This is a genomic window from Adhaeribacter radiodurans (assembly GCF_014075995.1).
GTDB lineage: Bacteria > Bacteroidota > Bacteroidia > Cytophagales > Hymenobacteraceae > Adhaeribacter > Adhaeribacter radiodurans.
Genome location: NZ_CP055153.1, coordinates 2,231,081 through 2,247,133 on the forward strand (window position 1 = coordinate 2,231,081; position 16,053 = coordinate 2,247,133).

A 16,053-nucleotide genomic window follows, 5' to 3' on the forward strand; every position below is an offset into this window, starting at 1 on the left:
GCCATTAATAAGGTACCCTTAACATTAAAATGGCACGCAAGTAAATCCGTGCCATAGTGGTTCTATATTAAAGCACTTTTTCTTTAGAATAGTATCAAATCCGCACCAATCCGCACCAAAGAAAAAAATCTATTCTCTTTTCTCCGGAAAAATAGAATTACTTAATATCCAACCGTAAACCGCTGGCGAATATGTTTGGGATTTTCCAAGTCATCCACAATAGCAATAGCCATGTCTTCTACTGAAATAATGCTGCGATTATTTTCGTCATAAACCGGATTTTCTAAACCCAGGCGGTACGTGCCTCTGCGCTCGCCCGATGTTCCCTGGTGCATTTCAATGGCGGGGCTTAAAAACGTCCATTCTAACTCTTGTTCTTTTTTTAAGATATCTAGGTAATCGCGGGCAGCAGATGCCCCGGCTTTAAAACTGGCGGGGAAATGCGGCGTATCGATTAATTGAGTATCTGGAGAAACATATAAACTACCCGCGCCACCTACTACGAACAACCGTTTTACGTCCGATTTTTTTACTCCGTTTTGAATGGCCTGCGAACCTTGTAAAGCTTCTTCGTAGATATTCGGATTTGTCCAGCCCGGATTAAAGGCATTTACCACTACATCATGTTCTTTAACAGCTTTGGCCACTTCGTTCTCATCTAAAACATTAGCTTTAACCGCGGTAACGTTTTCGGCAGGTTTTACTTTTTCTGGGTTCCGGACAATAGCCGTAACCTGATGTCCTCGTTGAACCAGTTCCTGTAAAACGGCCGAGCCTACAAAGCCGGATGCTCCAATTAGTGCTACTTTCATAATTAACTACTTATAATATAATTTAAAACGGTTGAGGTACTAACCAGATTTTCTTAAGAAGGTTGTACATTTACGTCAAAATACAATGTTTAAACTATTAGCTTTCGTTTACAATATGTTGTATCAGTATTTTAGTAAATCACAATTGTAATTTTAAATTTTAACCGTTCAGCGGTTTACCTCTCCTGATTAGAATCTTTTACCACCTCATATCGAATCCATAGAAAGTCTTCGTAAATCTGGTTTACCGATTTTATTTTGAATTGAGTTGCTTTCCGGGAGCCGTAGCCTTCTTCTGCTTCGAAAACGGTAGGAGAGCCAATGGTGCCGTCAGCAACGGGAGCCAACACCAAGCTGAATTCATCTATTAATCCTGCCTTTAGGAATGAACCATTTACCTGGCCGCCGCCATCAATGCGCACCGTACGAATGTTAAAAAGGTCATATAATTTATTTAATACTAATTCCAGATTTAGTTCTTCTTTCCCACCAAAAATATAAGATACGTTTTTGCTTCGAAGATGCTTAAGATAACTATTTGGTACTTTTTCAGTGAGTACTTCAATAACATGTTCCGTAGAAACCATATTGGAATCCCAGAAACATTTTCCGGAGGGATCAATTACTACAGCAAAAGATTTAACCGGCTGATTGGCCACAAAGTCTTCTTTGGGAATGTCTTCTTGGGGCGGTTCTAATTCATACCGTTGTTTACTCGAAAATTCCTGCATCGTTACCCGACCAACTAACCAGGCGTCTGCTTCTATTTTCTCGGCAGTTTCTTCAAAATACTTGTGGTGGTCTTTAAATCCCCAAATATCCTGTTTTATCCGACCATCCACCGATCCCAGCATGTGACAAATAACATAAGGCTTCATGTTGTATAAGGTTTTAGTTAAAAATGACAAACTTTCTCAAATAATTATCTAACCAGGAAGAACGAATGAATAATCTTTTAAGCTGAAAATTGTTGCCTAAATTATTTACTAAATATTCGGTTTATTGACTTTCAGGAAGTTAAATAATTAATCAGTAACTATTTGCCAGATGGTTAATGTTATCTAATTTAAATAGGAAGAGTCTAATTCTACCAAGAGGATGCAACCGCTTACATTTACTTTTTACGCCAAGAATTGAGCTACTAAGAATGTTTAACATTTTCCAGAACTGCCTGAAGAGCAAAGCCATTTTCTCAAACGAAGATTTTTATAAAATTTAAGCCATTTGTATTTTTAGATGAAAGTATGCATTCTTCGTAACAAGTTTAATTGGTTTTAGTTTAGCTAAGACACCATCTAACCCCAATGATTTATGCGCTTTGGCTATGCTTCCATTAATTTAACTTTGGCTGCTCAAAAAATTCAGGTAAACCGTTCCATGATGAAACGGACTTACCAGGAGAAAGGAGTTTCCTATGCTTCGTCGCTGGCCCTGGCAAATTTTACTGATTTTGAAAAGGTTTTAGATTGGAATATAGAGCATAAAATTTTGTTTTTCCGGATGAGTTCGGATATGCTCCCTTGGATGAGTCAGTACCAGGTAGTGGATTTACCAGATTTCGAACAAATTAGTAAAATTTTACAGCGTTGCGGTGAAAAGGCTGCCCAAAGCGGACTTCGTTTGACCTACCATCCCGGACCGTTTAACGTTTTGGCGGCTCAGTCTCCTAATGTATTAAGTAAAACTTTGCACGAACTCGACCAGCACGCCGTGGTTATGGATTTACTAAACTTGCCGCAATCGCATTATGCCAAAATAAATATTCACGTGGGCGGCGCTTTTGGCGATAAAACCTCGGCCTTAGTCCGGTTTGCAGATAACTATATGCGCCTACCCGATAACGTCCGGAAAAGACTGGCCGTTGAAAACGACGACAAAGCCAATATGTTCAGTGTGAAGGATCTAATTTGGCTGCACGAACAAACTACTATTCCCATAACCTTTGATTATTTCCATCACCAATTTTGCACGGGTGGTTTAAGCGAAGAAGAAGCCTTATTAGCAGCCGTAAGTACATGGCCAAAAGATATAACTCCCGTTGTACATTATTCCAGCTCCAAGAAAAAGTACGAAGATCCCGCTTCCGTACAAACAGCGCATGCCGACTATATATACGAAGAAGTAAACACCTACTATCAAAAAATAGATATTATGTTCGAGGCAAAAGCGAAAGAACTAGCCGTTGCCAAATACCTGCAGGATTACAATATCAAGCAAGAATAAGTGGTAACATTCCGATTCATCCTTTGGGATGTTTTAAATAAATTAATAATTCTAATTTTAAATCGATACCGTTAAAAAATGAGTAACTGAACAAAATTAATTTAATAACTAGATGCCGGAATTACTGAAATAAGGTATTGATATTAAATTTAGTAAATTTATAAAAGTCTGATATCTACTATCTTGATACTTGTGGCTCTTTACTTAATTAAATTTAGAATACGCAAGAAGAATACAAAACCTGACATTTCTCACAAAAATAACAAGACCGAACCGGCTTCCCGATTTTTTCTTTGCGTAAAGGAACCTGATCCCTTAGGCAAACCCGTTGCTGATAAACTTGCCAATTCTCTTTTTCAGTGCCTTCTTGTTTCCACGAAAGGTATTCCTTACTAAACGTAACACAGGTTCGAATTAAGTTCTTTAACGCAGCTTCCGGGACTTGACCCATCAAACTGGCAGGATGAATGTGCGTACGAAATAAAACCTCATTTTTAATGCCGTTACCCACTCCAGCTAAAATCTTTTGATCTAAGAGAGCATCACAAATAAGGCGTTCAGGGTGGCAATAAAATTTTTCCAGAACTTTAACTTGGTTAAAAGAAGGATGCATTACATCGGTGCTCCAGTCGTAAACCTGATTTAAATGCTCCGAGATAAGGCGGCAATCGCAGGCATAAAAATTAACTTCGCCGGTTTCAAACGTAAATCCTAGCCGAAGCTCCCGGTTTAGTTCCTGGTTAATAGCGTATTTACCAAAAAGCATTAAATGAATGCGAATAGTAAAAGTTGGAAAGCACAATAAGAGTACTTTGCCATAAGTTTTGATTTCCGTTAAAATCTGATTTTTCAAATTTTGTACAGGAATATTCTTGACGGTACCCTTGGCTTCTAATATTTCCTGCCCCACATATTGTTCAAGTTGTTCTTTCAGAATAATAATTTGTGGGCCTTCAGGCATAGGGTAGGTTAGCTTTAAATAGTAAACTTGGGGTTAAACGAAAATACCTAACTTACCGCTCTCTTACAAAGAAGAAAATTTTATGAAAGAGCTATTTAGTGAAAAATTATCTTTTCGGATTAGCGGTCGTTTGTGGGTTGAAAGTGAACACGATCGTTTTTTAGGTCCTGGCCGGGTAGAGTTGATGGAAAAAATTATGGAATTTGGGTCTATTGCGAAAGCCGCAGCCGCCATGCAAATGTCCTATAAAAAAGCATGGGATTTAGTTACCTCTATGAATACGCAAGCCAAACAACCTTTTGTGCTTACTCAAACCGGCGGTAAGAAAGGAGGAGGAGCCATCGTTACCGAAGAAGGTAAACAAGCCATACAAGCCTACCAAAACTTACAACAACGCAATTTAAAACCTGCATAATATGGTTCTTTTTTACTGTTACTTTTGCTCTTATTTTAATTCCTTTTCGAGCCAACCGCAAACCTTAAATTCGATATTAGGTAGTGTGCTTGACAAAACTACCCCAAAGCCTATTCCATCTGCTACCATCCAACTAAAAGGAGCGAAATTAGGGAACAACACCAACTCGAACGATAATTTTGGCTTACTCCGTCGTGCCATGCTGCTTTGCTGCACCGGAACGCTAAAAGGCTCTCCACAGCCAAACTAATGTTAGTGCTTGTAACAACCAAATTTCCTCAGGTGAGAAGCAAGAGTATAGAGATGGATTTTAAAGTATTAGATTAAGATAATTCGTGTTGTTTTAGCGGCAACTATAATTCTTTAACTTGAATGTTTTTTAACTCAATTCGGGAGAATTCTTTTAGCTTACCTGCATTAAATAAATCTTCAATTTGCCAAAAATTTATCTTTCCTACGGGTTCAAAGTTTATATAATCCTGAAAACGGATACCACCTATTTCGCGTGGGTTTATAGCCTGACGGAAACGAATGCCGCCGCCTTCGGTAGCGTAGGTGTAGGCAAAATAATCCATCGTGCCGGATTTCTGGTTAATGTAATACAGGAATTCATCCTGAAAATCTTCCCCGCCGCCTTCCTGGTTAAAGGTTACTTTAATTTTATAATATGGAATTTGCCGAATAGTAATAGTATCTAATAATTCTTTTTTTACAGCCGGATCGTTCAAGCCAAAAGGTAATAAGGCAAAATAAATTACTGAATTTATCGAAGCTGTAAATGCTTTTATTCGTTCCTCCGGTAAGCTTTTTACCTGATTATCTATAGTTCGGGTGAAACTATCGTTTTTCAAAACATCTTTTACCTGACCTGTGGAGTCAGTAAAGGAACGGGTGTAGGTGAAACTGCCCGCCTGACGCTGGGCTTCATAATGTCTGCCCCGGAAATCAAATGCTAAATTTACCTTCTCGAATTTTTTACCGCCGTGTACTTCAATGGCCTTATCTATAATTTCCTGTACCTTGTCAGTGGCCATTTCCGTTTGGTTCGGGCTCGATTGACAGGCAATTAGTAAAAGTAAAAAAGATAAGTAGCTTTGGTAGTGGCGCATGCTAAATGGTGAAAGGCAGTTCGTTAATTATTCTGATACTAGAAGAATGAAAAGCTAAATTACATTTTCATATAAAATTTCAAAGCGGCATTAAGGCCAAACTTCTTACTGTAATTAAAATAATCCGGTTCCGGGATTATATGACCGCAAATTAAGAATAACCTGACCAACTAATTTACTAAATCGGGGAAGGATTAAAGTTAGTGGTAAGGACGTCACTATAGCAAAATTTTTTTGCTTCAATCCTTAATAATAAACAGCTTCTTTTACTTTATTCTTCTGTGGGCAGCAGCACCATAATAATGGGTCATTTACTAACGGCAGCATTTTTGGAAAAATACCTATCGGGGTTCCAGGTGGGTCGGGTAGAGTTTTGGGCAACCTGGTAGCTTATCAAAAAGTTGAGTTGAGTATACACTTTGCCCGCATTAAAATCAAAAGTTCCGTTAATATCGTCCTGGGGTTTGTGATAATAGGTTTCGCGCCATTGCTGCACAATTTTATTTAAATTATTGGCTCCATCAGCAGTTTTATTCCCGTATTTAATGTGCAGGGCGGGTATACCTTGCCGCACGAAGCTGTACTGATCGCTGCGCACAAAACGGTTTTGCTCGGGTTCCGGATCTGCTTCAACCGCTAAGTTTAAATAGGTAGCAGCTTCTTTTACCGGATTATACAACGAGGAGTGCTCGGCTCCTAAGGCTACCACCGAAAGTAAAGGCGCAATAAGCGTAGGCATGTCGGTATTGATGTTAGCTATCAGATTTTTACTTGGTACTATTGGTTTTATAGCCAGGTATGAAGAGCCCAGTAATCCCATTTCTTCGCCGGTTACTAAAGCAATTAAAATAGATCGTTTAGGCTTAACTTTGAGTTGGGTGTACATTTTTGAAATTTCGAGCAAACAAGCTACTCCCGAAGCATTGTCGTGGGCGCCGTTGTAAATTGAATCGCCTTTTACCGGAGTACTAATGCCCATGTGATCTAAGTGAGCGGTGTGCAGCACGTACTCATTTTTAAGCTTTGCATCAGAGCCGGTAATTTTACCAATTATGTTATAACTATCTAAATCCTGATACGTGTTTTGATAAGATACTTTTATCTGGTTCGGAAGGTCTGCCGAAGCAGTTTTGCCAGCCGATAAGGAAGTATAAGTTTGACTGGTATCTAAACCACTGTTTTGTAGCAATTGATTAAAGCATTTTCGATTAAATAAACTCAGTAATTTAATTTTATCAGATACGTAACTGCCCGAAGCTGCAATTTTGCCATCCGGAAAACGGACGCTATTTACCCCGTTTAATTCGCGTAAATAGTTGCTGGGAGAGCTAATAATAACTCCAATTGCTCCGTGTTTTAGCGCTGTATTTAATATAGTATTGAGGCTCATGCTGCTGGCAGCCACGCTCGAAGGAAAACTCCGCGGAGCCCCACGTCTAATAACCACAACTTTACCTTTTACATCCAGACCGGCATAATCGTTGTAGTTTAATTCGGGAGCGCTAATGCCGTAGCCCACAAAAGCCAGGGGAGCTTGTAAAGTAACCTGAGCATTTTCGAAATGTGGGTACAGTATAAAATCTTCGCCATTTCGGAGAGCTTCCTCTTTTCCATTTGCATCTGATAAAGCAAATCGGGCTCCTTTATTCGTAAAAGCTTTTCGCAACCTAACTTGTTGCAGGAAACTTCCATTTTCACCGGCTGGCTCTACCCCGGCTGTTTTAAACTGATTAACTACGTAATCCATAGCTATTTGGTAACCGGATGTGCCCGGCAAGCGCCCAAGCAAACGATCATCCGCTAAGTATCTGATGTGCGCTTCTATGTTCTTGGGATCAATGGTTTGCAAAGCCTGTTCAACATTTTTATTCGGTTTAAACGTTTGAGCCAAGCCAGTTCCTGTGAGGATAATACAGAAATAAAAAATAATAAAGCCTGATACTTTCATACTTATTGCCAGGAATAAATTTTAATGAAGTTACGCAAAGAACAGGTAAACGTTAAAATAACCTAAAACTCCCATTTTACTCTACCTATTTACTAAAACCGAGGTAACAACCGAACCTAAACATAAATTTTATTAAACATGGATTTATAATCTTAATTAGTTAGGTAAAATCCTTATTAAATGAATAGAATAGCTTATCCACTTAGTCCGGGCGGTAACCAAAACTCTTTCGTGCAGAATAGCTGCTAAAATTTGAGATGACATAGCTTCTAATTTTTTAATTAACCATTTTTCTGAACTGCATGTTAGAACCAGGTTAAGTAAAAAGGCTAGTATGTGGTAATGTATTTAGGTTATCGCTTAAATAATTTACTTTTTTTGCTTTTTATTAAATTATCCCAATAACTTGGAACCACTATGAAGCTACTATCCGCCATTTTGGTTTTGCTGTTATCTACTATTATTACTGTTTTTGGGCAAAGTGCCTGGCAAAAAGAGAAAGAAGAACTTATTTTTCAAAATGTGCCTTTCCCGCAGTGTCACGCTTCTACCTTGGTTGAGGTTACCCTCGGTAAATTGCTGGCGGCCTGGTTTGGTGGTACCCACGAGCGGCACCCGGACGTAGGAATTTGGCTGGCAGTACAGGAAAACGGGAAATGGAGCAAACCTACTTTAATGGCTGAAGGAATTATAAACGACACCTTACGCTATCCTTGCTGGAACCCGGTATTGTTTAAAGCGAAAGAAGGGAAGCTATTTTTATTTTACAAGGTGGGTCCTTCGCCAAGCGATTGGTGGGGCTTGGTACGGACTTCTATGAATAATGGCCAAACCTGGTCTGCCCCGGAGCGGCTTCCCGATGGAGTTTTAGGCCCTATTAAGAACAAACCCGTTCAACTTGCCAACGGCACCATTTTGTCGCCTACCAGCACCGAAACTAATGATAAATGGCGCGTACACCTGGAAAAATCAACCGACTTAGGTAAAACCTGGCAAATCGTTCCGGTAGATCCGGCAACCCAATTAGATGTAATTCAGCCAAGTATTTTATTTTATCCGAATAATCGTTTACAAATTCTCTGCCGGAGTAAACACGATCGAGTTGTGGAAGCTTGGTCAAAAGATAACGGACAAACCTGGGGGCCACTTACTAAAACTAATTTACTAAATCCTAACTCCGGTACCGATGCCGTTACCTTAAAAAATGGCTTACAGTTATTGGTGTATAATCCTACTATTCGCGGCAGCGAGTGGTCAAAAGGTAGGGCCAAGTTAAGCGTAGCAATTTCTAAAGACGGCAAGCAATGGAAAGATATTATTATTTTAGAAGATAAACCGGAAGGTGAATTTAGCTACCCGGCGGTTATTCAAACCCAGGATGGCAAAGTACATCTTACCTATACCTACGACCGCAAAAACATCAAACACGTAATACTGGCGGAAAAAAAGTAAAAAGCCAGCTTTCTTTCTAAAATTTTTGTAATTAAGAAGTTGAAATACCTACATACCTTTTCATGATGAAAAAAGCTGTTCTTCCTAAACCCTTACGCGGCATTATTCCGCCCATTATTACGCCTTTACTGGATAGTAATACTCTTGATGTTAAGAGTTTAGAAAAATTGTTGGAACATATTTTAAGTGGCGGGGTACATGGGGTATTTATTTTAGGAACTACCGGCGAATTAAGTAGTTTAAGTTATCGTCTTCGCCATGAATTTGTGGAGCATACCTGCGAACTGGTAGCTGGCCGGGTACCTGTTTTAGTAGGCATCACCGATACTGCTTTGGCCGAAAGTATCCAATTAGCTCAAACAGCCGAAAAGTGCGGGGCAGCCGCAGTAGTGGCAGCCGCGCCTTATTATTTTAGTTTAAGTCAGGCGGAGTTAATTCGTTATTACCAGCAACTGGCCGATCAGTCGCCATTGCCTTTGTTTTTGTACAACATGCCCTCGCACACCAAAATTTCGCTAGAGCCAAAATCGGTAAAAATTCTGACGCAGCATCCTAATATAATAGGCATAAAAGATAGTTCCGGCAACGGGGTAAACTTTCAACTACTGCAATATCAATTAAAAGATAATCCGGATTTTTCGTTGCTCGTTGGCCCGGAAGAATTAACCGCTGAAGTAGTACTACTGGGAGCACACGGGGGCATTAACGGTGGCGCGAATATGTTTCCGAAGTTGTACGTAGACTTATACGAAGCCGCGCTTGCCCGCGATCTGGACCGTTTGCTGCCTTTGCACCAGCGGGTAATGCAAATAAGCACTAACTTATATACGGTAGGTAGCTCGCAAGCCAGTTATTTGCAAGGAGTAAAATGTGCTCTGTCTTTAATGGGTATTTGCCAAAATGTTTTAGCTGAGCCTCTTCAACCACTTCCAGAGAAAGAACAAACTATTGTTCGGCAATACTTGCAAGAACTGAATGTGATGCTACCCACCAACGCAGCCGTATGAAACTACCGCTACTTGACTTGCTGGTTTTCTTGGTTTATATGGTTGGTATTGTATTGTACGGCTGTTCTTTTTATTTCCGGAACAAATCCGCAGATGCTTTTACGGTGGGTAGTGGTAATTTGCCGGCCTGGGTGGTGGGGTTATCTATCTTTGCTACCTATGTGAGTAGCATTAGTTTTTTGGCCCTACCCGGTAAAGCTTACCAAACCAACTGGAACGGTTTTGTATTTAGCCTTTCCATACCAATAGCTTCTTACATAGCGGTGCGGTTTTTTGTCCCCCTTTACCGCGGTATTAACAGCGTTTCGGCTTATTATTATTTAGAAACCCGCTTTGGGGCTTGGGCTCGCTTATATGCATCGGCGTGTTACCTGCTCACGCAATTAGCCCGCATGGGTTCTATTATGTTTTTATTGGCCTTGCCCATGAACGCCCTTTTTGATTGGAATATTCCTGCCATTATAATCGTTACCGGCATTGGCGTTCTGGTATACTCTTTAATGGGCGGTATACAGGCAGTAATCTGGACGGACGCGATTCAAGCTATTATTTTAATTGCCGGCGCTTTGGCTTGTGCATTAGTATTGCTTTATTCCATGCCCGAAGGTCCCAGTCAAGTATTTAAAATTGCCGCGGAGCAAGATAAATTTAGCTTGGGAAGTTTAAGTTCCAGCTTGTCTGACTCTACTTTTTGGGTAATACTTGTTTACGGCTTATTTATTAATTTACAAAACTTTGGTATCGACCAAAGCTACGTGCAGCGCTATTTAACCACTAAATCTGAGAAAGATGCCAAATTCTCAACTTGGCTGGGCAGCTTACTTTATTTACCTGTTTCGGCTTTATTTTTCTTTATCGGTACAGCACTATTTGCTTACTACCAAGCCCAACCCCATTTATTACCTGCTAATCTGCAAGAACCTTCCTTGTCTGATCGGGTATTCCCTTATTTTATTGCCAATGGATTACCATCTGGGCTTACTGGTTTGTTGATTGCTTCTATTTTTGCTGCCGGAATGAGTACTATTTCCACCAGCCTGAATAGTTCTGCTACCATTATACTTACGGATTATTACCAGCGATATTTTCAGAAAAATACAAATGAAAAAACGTCGATGTGGGTACTTTATCTGGCTTCTTTAGTAATGGGTATTCTGGGAGTGATCGTCGCTTTGGCTATGTTACAGGTAAAAAGTGCCTTAGACGCTTGGTGGGCTTTGTCTTCTATTTTTAGTGGTGGTATGCTAGGCTTGTTTTTATTGGGTTACTTTTCACAAAAGGCTCGTAACCGCGATGCGCTCCTTGGAGTTATTGCAGGAGTATTGGTGATCTGTTGGATTAGCCTTTCGCCTGCTTATTTCAGAAATGATTTCTGGGCACCTTTTAAAAGTACGCTGCATCCTAATCTGGCCATTGTGTTAGGTACTACTGCCATCTTCTTAATTGGTTTTTTTACCGCGCAAATTTTTAATCGAAAAGTAAATGTTAATCTCAAAAGCAGGTAAGAAGCTACCTTAAATCAATAATTAAAAACGCTGGTAAGAGGAATAATTATAATGTTTTAGATTTTCAATCTCTCAATCTGCACGAAAACAAAATTTTATTAAGCTTAGAAAAGCCTGATAAAACATGTTTTTTATATATAATATGCTAGGAGTTTATTGCCCTAATTAAACAGTAATGGTTAGCCTTTCAATATATCTTTTAACAGAATAGGCGGTTTATATTCAGGTTATCTTATCAAAAATAATCTTCTGAATTTCCCGGATAATAAATAATGCAAATTCTTAATAAAGTAACCTCCTGTTTACCTTATTAGAAATATAATAAAGCATTGTTTTTAAATAAAAAACTTATACCAATCACCGTCATTAAAATTATTAAAATCTACTGCCTTAGTCTACACAACCGGAGAGTGCAAGTACATTATGCTAGCTTCACTTTTTAATTCTGCTGGTAAATTGCTAGGTAGAATTAATTTTATTAAACAATTGTAAACTGAATTCAAAACTTTTAACTGTATAGAAGCATAAAACATCTTGAAATAATTATTGAGTTATTTGGTTTAAGAGTAATTAATTTCTATTTTGGTTTTACCAGTTTAATTGTATTGCTACAGTTATTCATTTACACTTTCTGAAAAGATATCGCAATAGTAGCATACCGCCCCACCTTGTGCATTAAACCTCCTTTAAGCCGGTTTTTATCCGGAGAATATTAAGACTACAAAAATGAATTTATAGCTTAAGAGCTATAATCTACTTACTGGTTAGCTGAAAAATTAAGTTGTAATAGAATGAGAAAATTATTTTTAAATCTATTAAAAATATTTAATCCTGGTACTATTAAAATCCGGCATCATTACACCCACCAACCTTTCTTTCTGGATACATTTATGCACAAAGGTTATTGGTATCATGGTAAAAATAGAGAACTGGATACAATGGATTTTTTTAGAGATTGTATAACTCCGGGTAGTACAGTAATTGAGGTAGGGGCTCATATTGGTTATGTGAGTCAGTATTTAAGTTCTTTAACCGGAGAAACGGGAAAAGTTTTAATTTTTGAACCAGGAATTAACAATATTCCCTATTTACAAAGGAATATTGCAAAATTGAACAATGTGGAATTAATTCAGAAAGCCGTATCTGATAAGAATGGAGTAGCCAACTTTTACTTAGAAAATTTAACCGGTCAGAATAATTCTTTAATAAATGATTACCAAAGATTTAATGCTGCTTTAGCTAATTCGGGAGTTAAAGTGAGTAAGAAAACAGTAGAAGTAGAAACTGTATCTCTTGATAGCTATTTAAAGCAATTTTATCTTAATGCTTCTATTAATTTCATTAAAATGGATATTGAAGGAGCGGAATTATTTGCTTTGACAGGAATGACCGAAACCTTAACAAAGCACAAGCCTAATTTAATGATTGAAGTAACTGTAAATGACTATGAAGTATTACAGCTGTTAAATAATTTGGATTACATTCTTTTAAACCCAAAGAAAAGGCTGGTAAATAATTTAAAGAAGGTTAACGGAAATATTTTAGGTATTCATAAATCAAGAAAAGAAGTTTTAGAAAAGTTTGGTTTATTACCGTTAACGGATGTAATATACTCTCCTGTTCAGTAAAAAGGCTACAATTAGTTTTTACTTTAGAAAGGTTTGAAATTTAAAGTACCCTGCATCCTAATTTGGCCATTGTGTTGGGCACTACTGCAATTTTCTTGATTAGTTTTTTTTCCGCACGATTTATGGGTGAGAATAACGAAGTTCATTTATCTATCTAACCAAAAATTAAGCTAAACCAAAAAGTTTGGAAGCTGAAAATCTAGTATTATGCATTGAAAGAGCTGCTATTATAGATAATAGGAAACAGATGATAAATGCATACGCATACCTATCTATATCATGCATAGGTTAATGATGGTAGCGAGTAGTATCATGTACGGGGAGGCGTGTAGCACGGTACCCCTCTATAAAAAGCCGAAAGCGTAAACGTTTGTTGAAAATAGTTGAACTCTTACTAAGGCAGGTACGCCGTTCGTGATTAGGAACGAGTTAGAGGTTTAGGAGAAATTTTTTCTTAGGGGGAATCAGGGAGTTAGGCCGGGGGCGAGGGAAAATGGGGGTTGGTATTAGGAAAAGCGGCGGGGGAAGTGTTACCTTTGTGCACCGCAACGAAAAAGGGGGAGATAAGTTTCCTTTTTTTCTTCGGCCAAAAGCATGGGCGGGAGGCGAGCCCGAAAAGAAAAAGAAGAGTCTGGTAGCCGGCTGGACCGGGGTTCTACTCCGATAAAAAGTAGGGACCCATAAGGGGGGTAAAATAAAGTGAGCAGAAAGTTTGCGCAAGCGGGGAAAGGCTCGTACTTTTGTCTTCTGTTTCGGCGAAAAGCGCCGATTAAAGCCCGGTAAATTTCGAAAAAAAAGTTTCCTTAAAGTTTGGAGGTTTGAGAAAAGATTCGGACTTTTGCCCTCCCAAATCGACAGCAGGTTGAGGCAAGAAAAGCAGGCAGGAAAGCCTTTTCGTTTGAAGGAGCGAAGAGGTAGTTTTCGGAGAGAGGGAGGAGGAAATAGGGGAGTGAAAAAAAAAGATTAAAATTTTTACTTTCAGATTTGGAAAGAAGGAAAAAGATGTTGACCTTTGCACTCCCAAAACGAAACAAGGTTTTTTCAAAAGAGAAAAGACGGGAAAAAGAGAGAAAATAATCTTGCTTAATGAGCAGTTAAGAAGGTTGCCTAAGTAAACGACAGGTTTACAAAAGTTCTTTGAATGAGTGAGAAAAGAGAATAGCAAACCGCATAAGTGCTACATCTCATCTTGATGGTGAGAGGGTCTTATGTTAAAAGAGCAGGTAACCATCCAGCGAGACAAATTTGAGTAGTGATACTCACAAATTATATTCTACAATGGAGAGTTTGATCCTGGCTCAGGATGAACGCTAGCGGCAGGCCTAATACATGCAAGTCGAACGGGCTGGAGTAGCAATACTCCAGTTAGTGGCGCACGGGTGCGTAACGCGTATGCAACCTACCTTTTATTGGGGGATAGCCCGAAGAAATTCGGATTAATACCGCATAATATCATTTGAGGGCATCTGAGGATGATTAAAGCTACGGCGATAAAAGATGGGCATGCGTGTCATTAGCTAGTTGGTGGAGGTAACGGCTCACCAAGGCAACGATGACTAGGGGTTCTGAGAGGATGATCCCCCACACTGGTACTGAGATACGGACCAGACTCCTACGGGAGGCAGCAGTAGGGAATATTGGGCAATGGAGGAAACTCTGACCCAGCCATGCCGCGTGCCGGATGAAGGCCTTCTGGGTTGTAAACGGCTTTTACCAGGGAAGAAAATACCTTTGCGAAGGGAACTGACGGTACCTGGTGAATAAGCACCGGCTAACTCCGTGCCAGCAGCCGCGGTAATACGGAGGGTGCAAGCGTTGTCCGGATTTATTGGGTTTAAAGGGTGCGTAGGCGGCTTGATAAGTCCGTGGTGAAAGCCAACAGCTCAACTGTTGAACTGCCATGGATACTGTCAGGCTTGAGTACAGACGAGGTAGGCGGAATGGATAGTGTAGCGGTGAAATGCATAGATACTATCCAGAACACCGATTGCGAAGGCAGCTTACTAGACTGTAACTGACGCTGAGGCACGAAAGCGTGGGGAGCGAACAGGATTAGATACCCTGGTAGTCCACGCCGTAAACGATGATAACTCGATGTTGGCGATACACGGCCAGCGTCTTAGCGAAAGCGTTAAGTTATCCACCTGGGGAGTACGCCCGCAAGGGTGAAACTCAAAGGAATTGACGGGGGCCCGCACAAGCGGTGGAGCATGTGGTTTAATTCGATGATACGCGAGGAACCTTACCTAGGCTAGAATGCGCGTGACCGCCTCAGAGATGAGGCTTCCCTTCGGGGCACAAAGCAAGGTGCTGCATGGCTGTCGTCAGCTCGTGCCGTGAGGTGTTGGGTTAAGTCCCGCAACGAGCGCAACCCCTATCTTTAGTTGCCAGCGGGTAATGCCGGGGACTCTAGAGAGACTGCCTGCGCAAGCAGTGAGGAAGGTGGGGACGACGTCAAGTCATCATGGCCCTTACGCCTAGGGCTACACACGTGCTACAATGGGCGGTACAGAGGGTCGCTACTTAGTAATAAGATGCCAATCTCAAAAAACCGTTCTCAGTTCGGATTGAGGTCTGCAACTCGACCTCATGAAGCTGGAATCGCTAGTAATCGCGTATCAGCAATGACGCGGTGAATACGTTCCCGGGCCTTGTACACACCGCCCGTCAAGCCATGGAAGTCAGGGAGACCTGAAGATCGTAACCGTCTAGGAGCGATTTAGGGTAAAACTGGTAACTGGGGCTAAGTCGTAACAAGGTAGCCGTACCGGAAGGTGCGGCTGGATCACCTCCTTTCTGGAGCTGATGGTTACTCTAACCGGTTAGCTATTCTCTCTCTCTTATTCAAACCTTATTGCTACTAACGACTGGTTAGTAGTCAGGAAAAAAAGAAGTGGCATCATAGCTGCGTGTAAGCTTGAGAAGCAAACGAGAGCGGGCAAGGACAAGAAAGAAGGACTTCAAGCTTAAGAAAGCCGGAGCATGCAACTCAA

The 16,053-nt window shown here is 40.2% G+C and carries 14 protein-coding genes and 1 rRNA gene; 10 read left to right on the plus strand and 5 right to left on the minus strand.

Annotation, left to right across the window (positions count from 1 at the left end; translation table 11 throughout):
• Positions 1–161: 161 nt before the first annotated feature.
• Positions 162–812 (minus strand): NAD(P)-dependent oxidoreductase, encoded by a 651-nt coding sequence (locus tag HUW48_RS09325; protein WP_182415415.1) that lies wholly within the window; start codon positions 810–812, stop codon positions 162–164.
• 176 nt (positions 813–988) lie between these two features.
• Entirely contained in the window at positions 989–1,690 is a 702-nt protein-coding gene (locus HUW48_RS09330) for a dihydrofolate reductase family protein (protein ID WP_182415416.1), read from the minus strand.
• A gap of 433 nt (positions 1,691–2,123) precedes the next feature.
• On the opposite strand from HUW48_RS09330, the gene uvsE reads away from it, so the two are divergent.
• The gene (gene uvsE / locus HUW48_RS09335) at positions 2,124–3,035 is read left to right on the plus strand and encodes a UV DNA damage repair endonuclease UvsE (RefSeq protein ID WP_182415417.1); all 912 of its coding nucleotides are present in this window, start codon (positions 2,124–2,126) and stop codon (positions 3,033–3,035) included.
• A gap of 214 nt (positions 3,036–3,249) precedes the next feature.
• Here the strand turns inward: uvsE and HUW48_RS09340 are convergent, their stop codons facing one another.
• Positions 3,250–3,996: a DNA-formamidopyrimidine glycosylase family protein gene (locus HUW48_RS09340; protein WP_182415418.1), complete on the minus strand. Its 747-nt coding sequence runs from the start codon at positions 3,994–3,996 to the stop codon at positions 3,250–3,252.
• A gap of 82 nt (positions 3,997–4,078) precedes the next feature.
• Between HUW48_RS09340 and HUW48_RS09345 the strand changes: the two genes are divergently transcribed.
• Together HUW48_RS09345 and HUW48_RS09350 are read left to right on the plus strand one after the other, a co-directional pair.
• Positions 4,079–4,411, plus strand: coding sequence for a winged helix-turn-helix domain-containing protein (locus HUW48_RS09345; protein WP_182415419.1), 333 nt, complete (start codon positions 4,079–4,081; stop codon positions 4,409–4,411).
• 1 nt (position 4,412) lies between these two features.
• A complete protein-coding gene (locus tag HUW48_RS09350; protein WP_182415420.1) occupies positions 4,413–4,661 on the plus strand; it encodes a peptidase associated/transthyretin-like domain-containing protein in 249 nt (82 codons plus the stop codon).
• 103 nt (positions 4,662–4,764) lie between these two features.
• On the opposite strand, the gene HUW48_RS09355 is transcribed toward HUW48_RS09350, so the two are convergent.
• Positions 4,765–5,520 carry a DUF6503 family protein gene (locus HUW48_RS09355; RefSeq protein WP_182415421.1) on the minus strand — a complete coding sequence of 252 codons (756 nt, stop codon included), beginning with the start codon at positions 5,518–5,520 and terminating at the stop codon, positions 4,765–4,767.
• A 307-nt stretch (positions 5,521–5,827) separates the two neighbouring features.
• Entirely contained in the window at positions 5,828–7,468 is a 1,641-nt protein-coding gene (locus HUW48_RS09360) for a M28 family peptidase (protein WP_182415422.1), read from the minus strand.
• Positions 7,469–7,885: 417 nt separating this feature from the next.
• Between HUW48_RS09360 and HUW48_RS09365 the strand changes: the two genes are divergently transcribed.
• From HUW48_RS09365 to HUW48_RS09395, 7 genes are all read left to right on the plus strand, one after another.
• Positions 7,886–8,920 carry a sialidase family protein gene (locus HUW48_RS09365; RefSeq protein WP_182415423.1) on the plus strand — a complete coding sequence of 345 codons (1,035 nt, stop codon included), beginning with the start codon at positions 7,886–7,888 and terminating at the stop codon, positions 8,918–8,920.
• 62 nt (positions 8,921–8,982) lie between these two features.
• Positions 8,983–9,927 carry a dihydrodipicolinate synthase family protein gene (locus HUW48_RS09370; protein WP_246343804.1) on the plus strand — a complete coding sequence of 315 codons (945 nt, stop codon included), beginning with the start codon at positions 8,983–8,985 and terminating at the stop codon, positions 9,925–9,927.
• Positions 9,924–11,432 (plus strand): sodium:solute symporter, encoded by a 1,509-nt coding sequence (locus HUW48_RS09375; RefSeq protein ID WP_182415424.1) that lies wholly within the window; start codon positions 9,924–9,926, stop codon positions 11,430–11,432. Before HUW48_RS09370 ends, HUW48_RS09375 begins: the two co-directional genes overlap by 4 nt.
• Positions 11,433–12,223: 791 nt before the next feature.
• Positions 12,224–13,060 carry an FkbM family methyltransferase gene (locus HUW48_RS09380; protein WP_182415425.1) on the plus strand — a complete coding sequence of 279 codons (837 nt, stop codon included), beginning with the start codon at positions 12,224–12,226 and terminating at the stop codon, positions 13,058–13,060.
• Positions 13,061–13,354: 294 nt separating this feature from the next.
• A complete protein-coding gene (locus tag HUW48_RS09385; protein WP_246343891.1) occupies positions 13,355–13,426 on the plus strand; it encodes a DUF2480 family protein in 72 nt (23 codons plus the stop codon).
• Between the two features lie 127 nt (positions 13,427–13,553).
• A complete protein-coding gene (locus HUW48_RS09390) occupies positions 13,554–13,727 on the plus strand; it encodes a hypothetical protein (RefSeq protein WP_182412023.1) in 174 nt (57 codons plus the stop codon).
• A gap of 608 nt (positions 13,728–14,335) precedes the next feature.
• Positions 14,336–15,856: ribosomal RNA gene (locus tag HUW48_RS09395) — 16S ribosomal RNA — on the plus strand.
• Positions 15,857–16,053 lie beyond the last annotated feature (197 nt).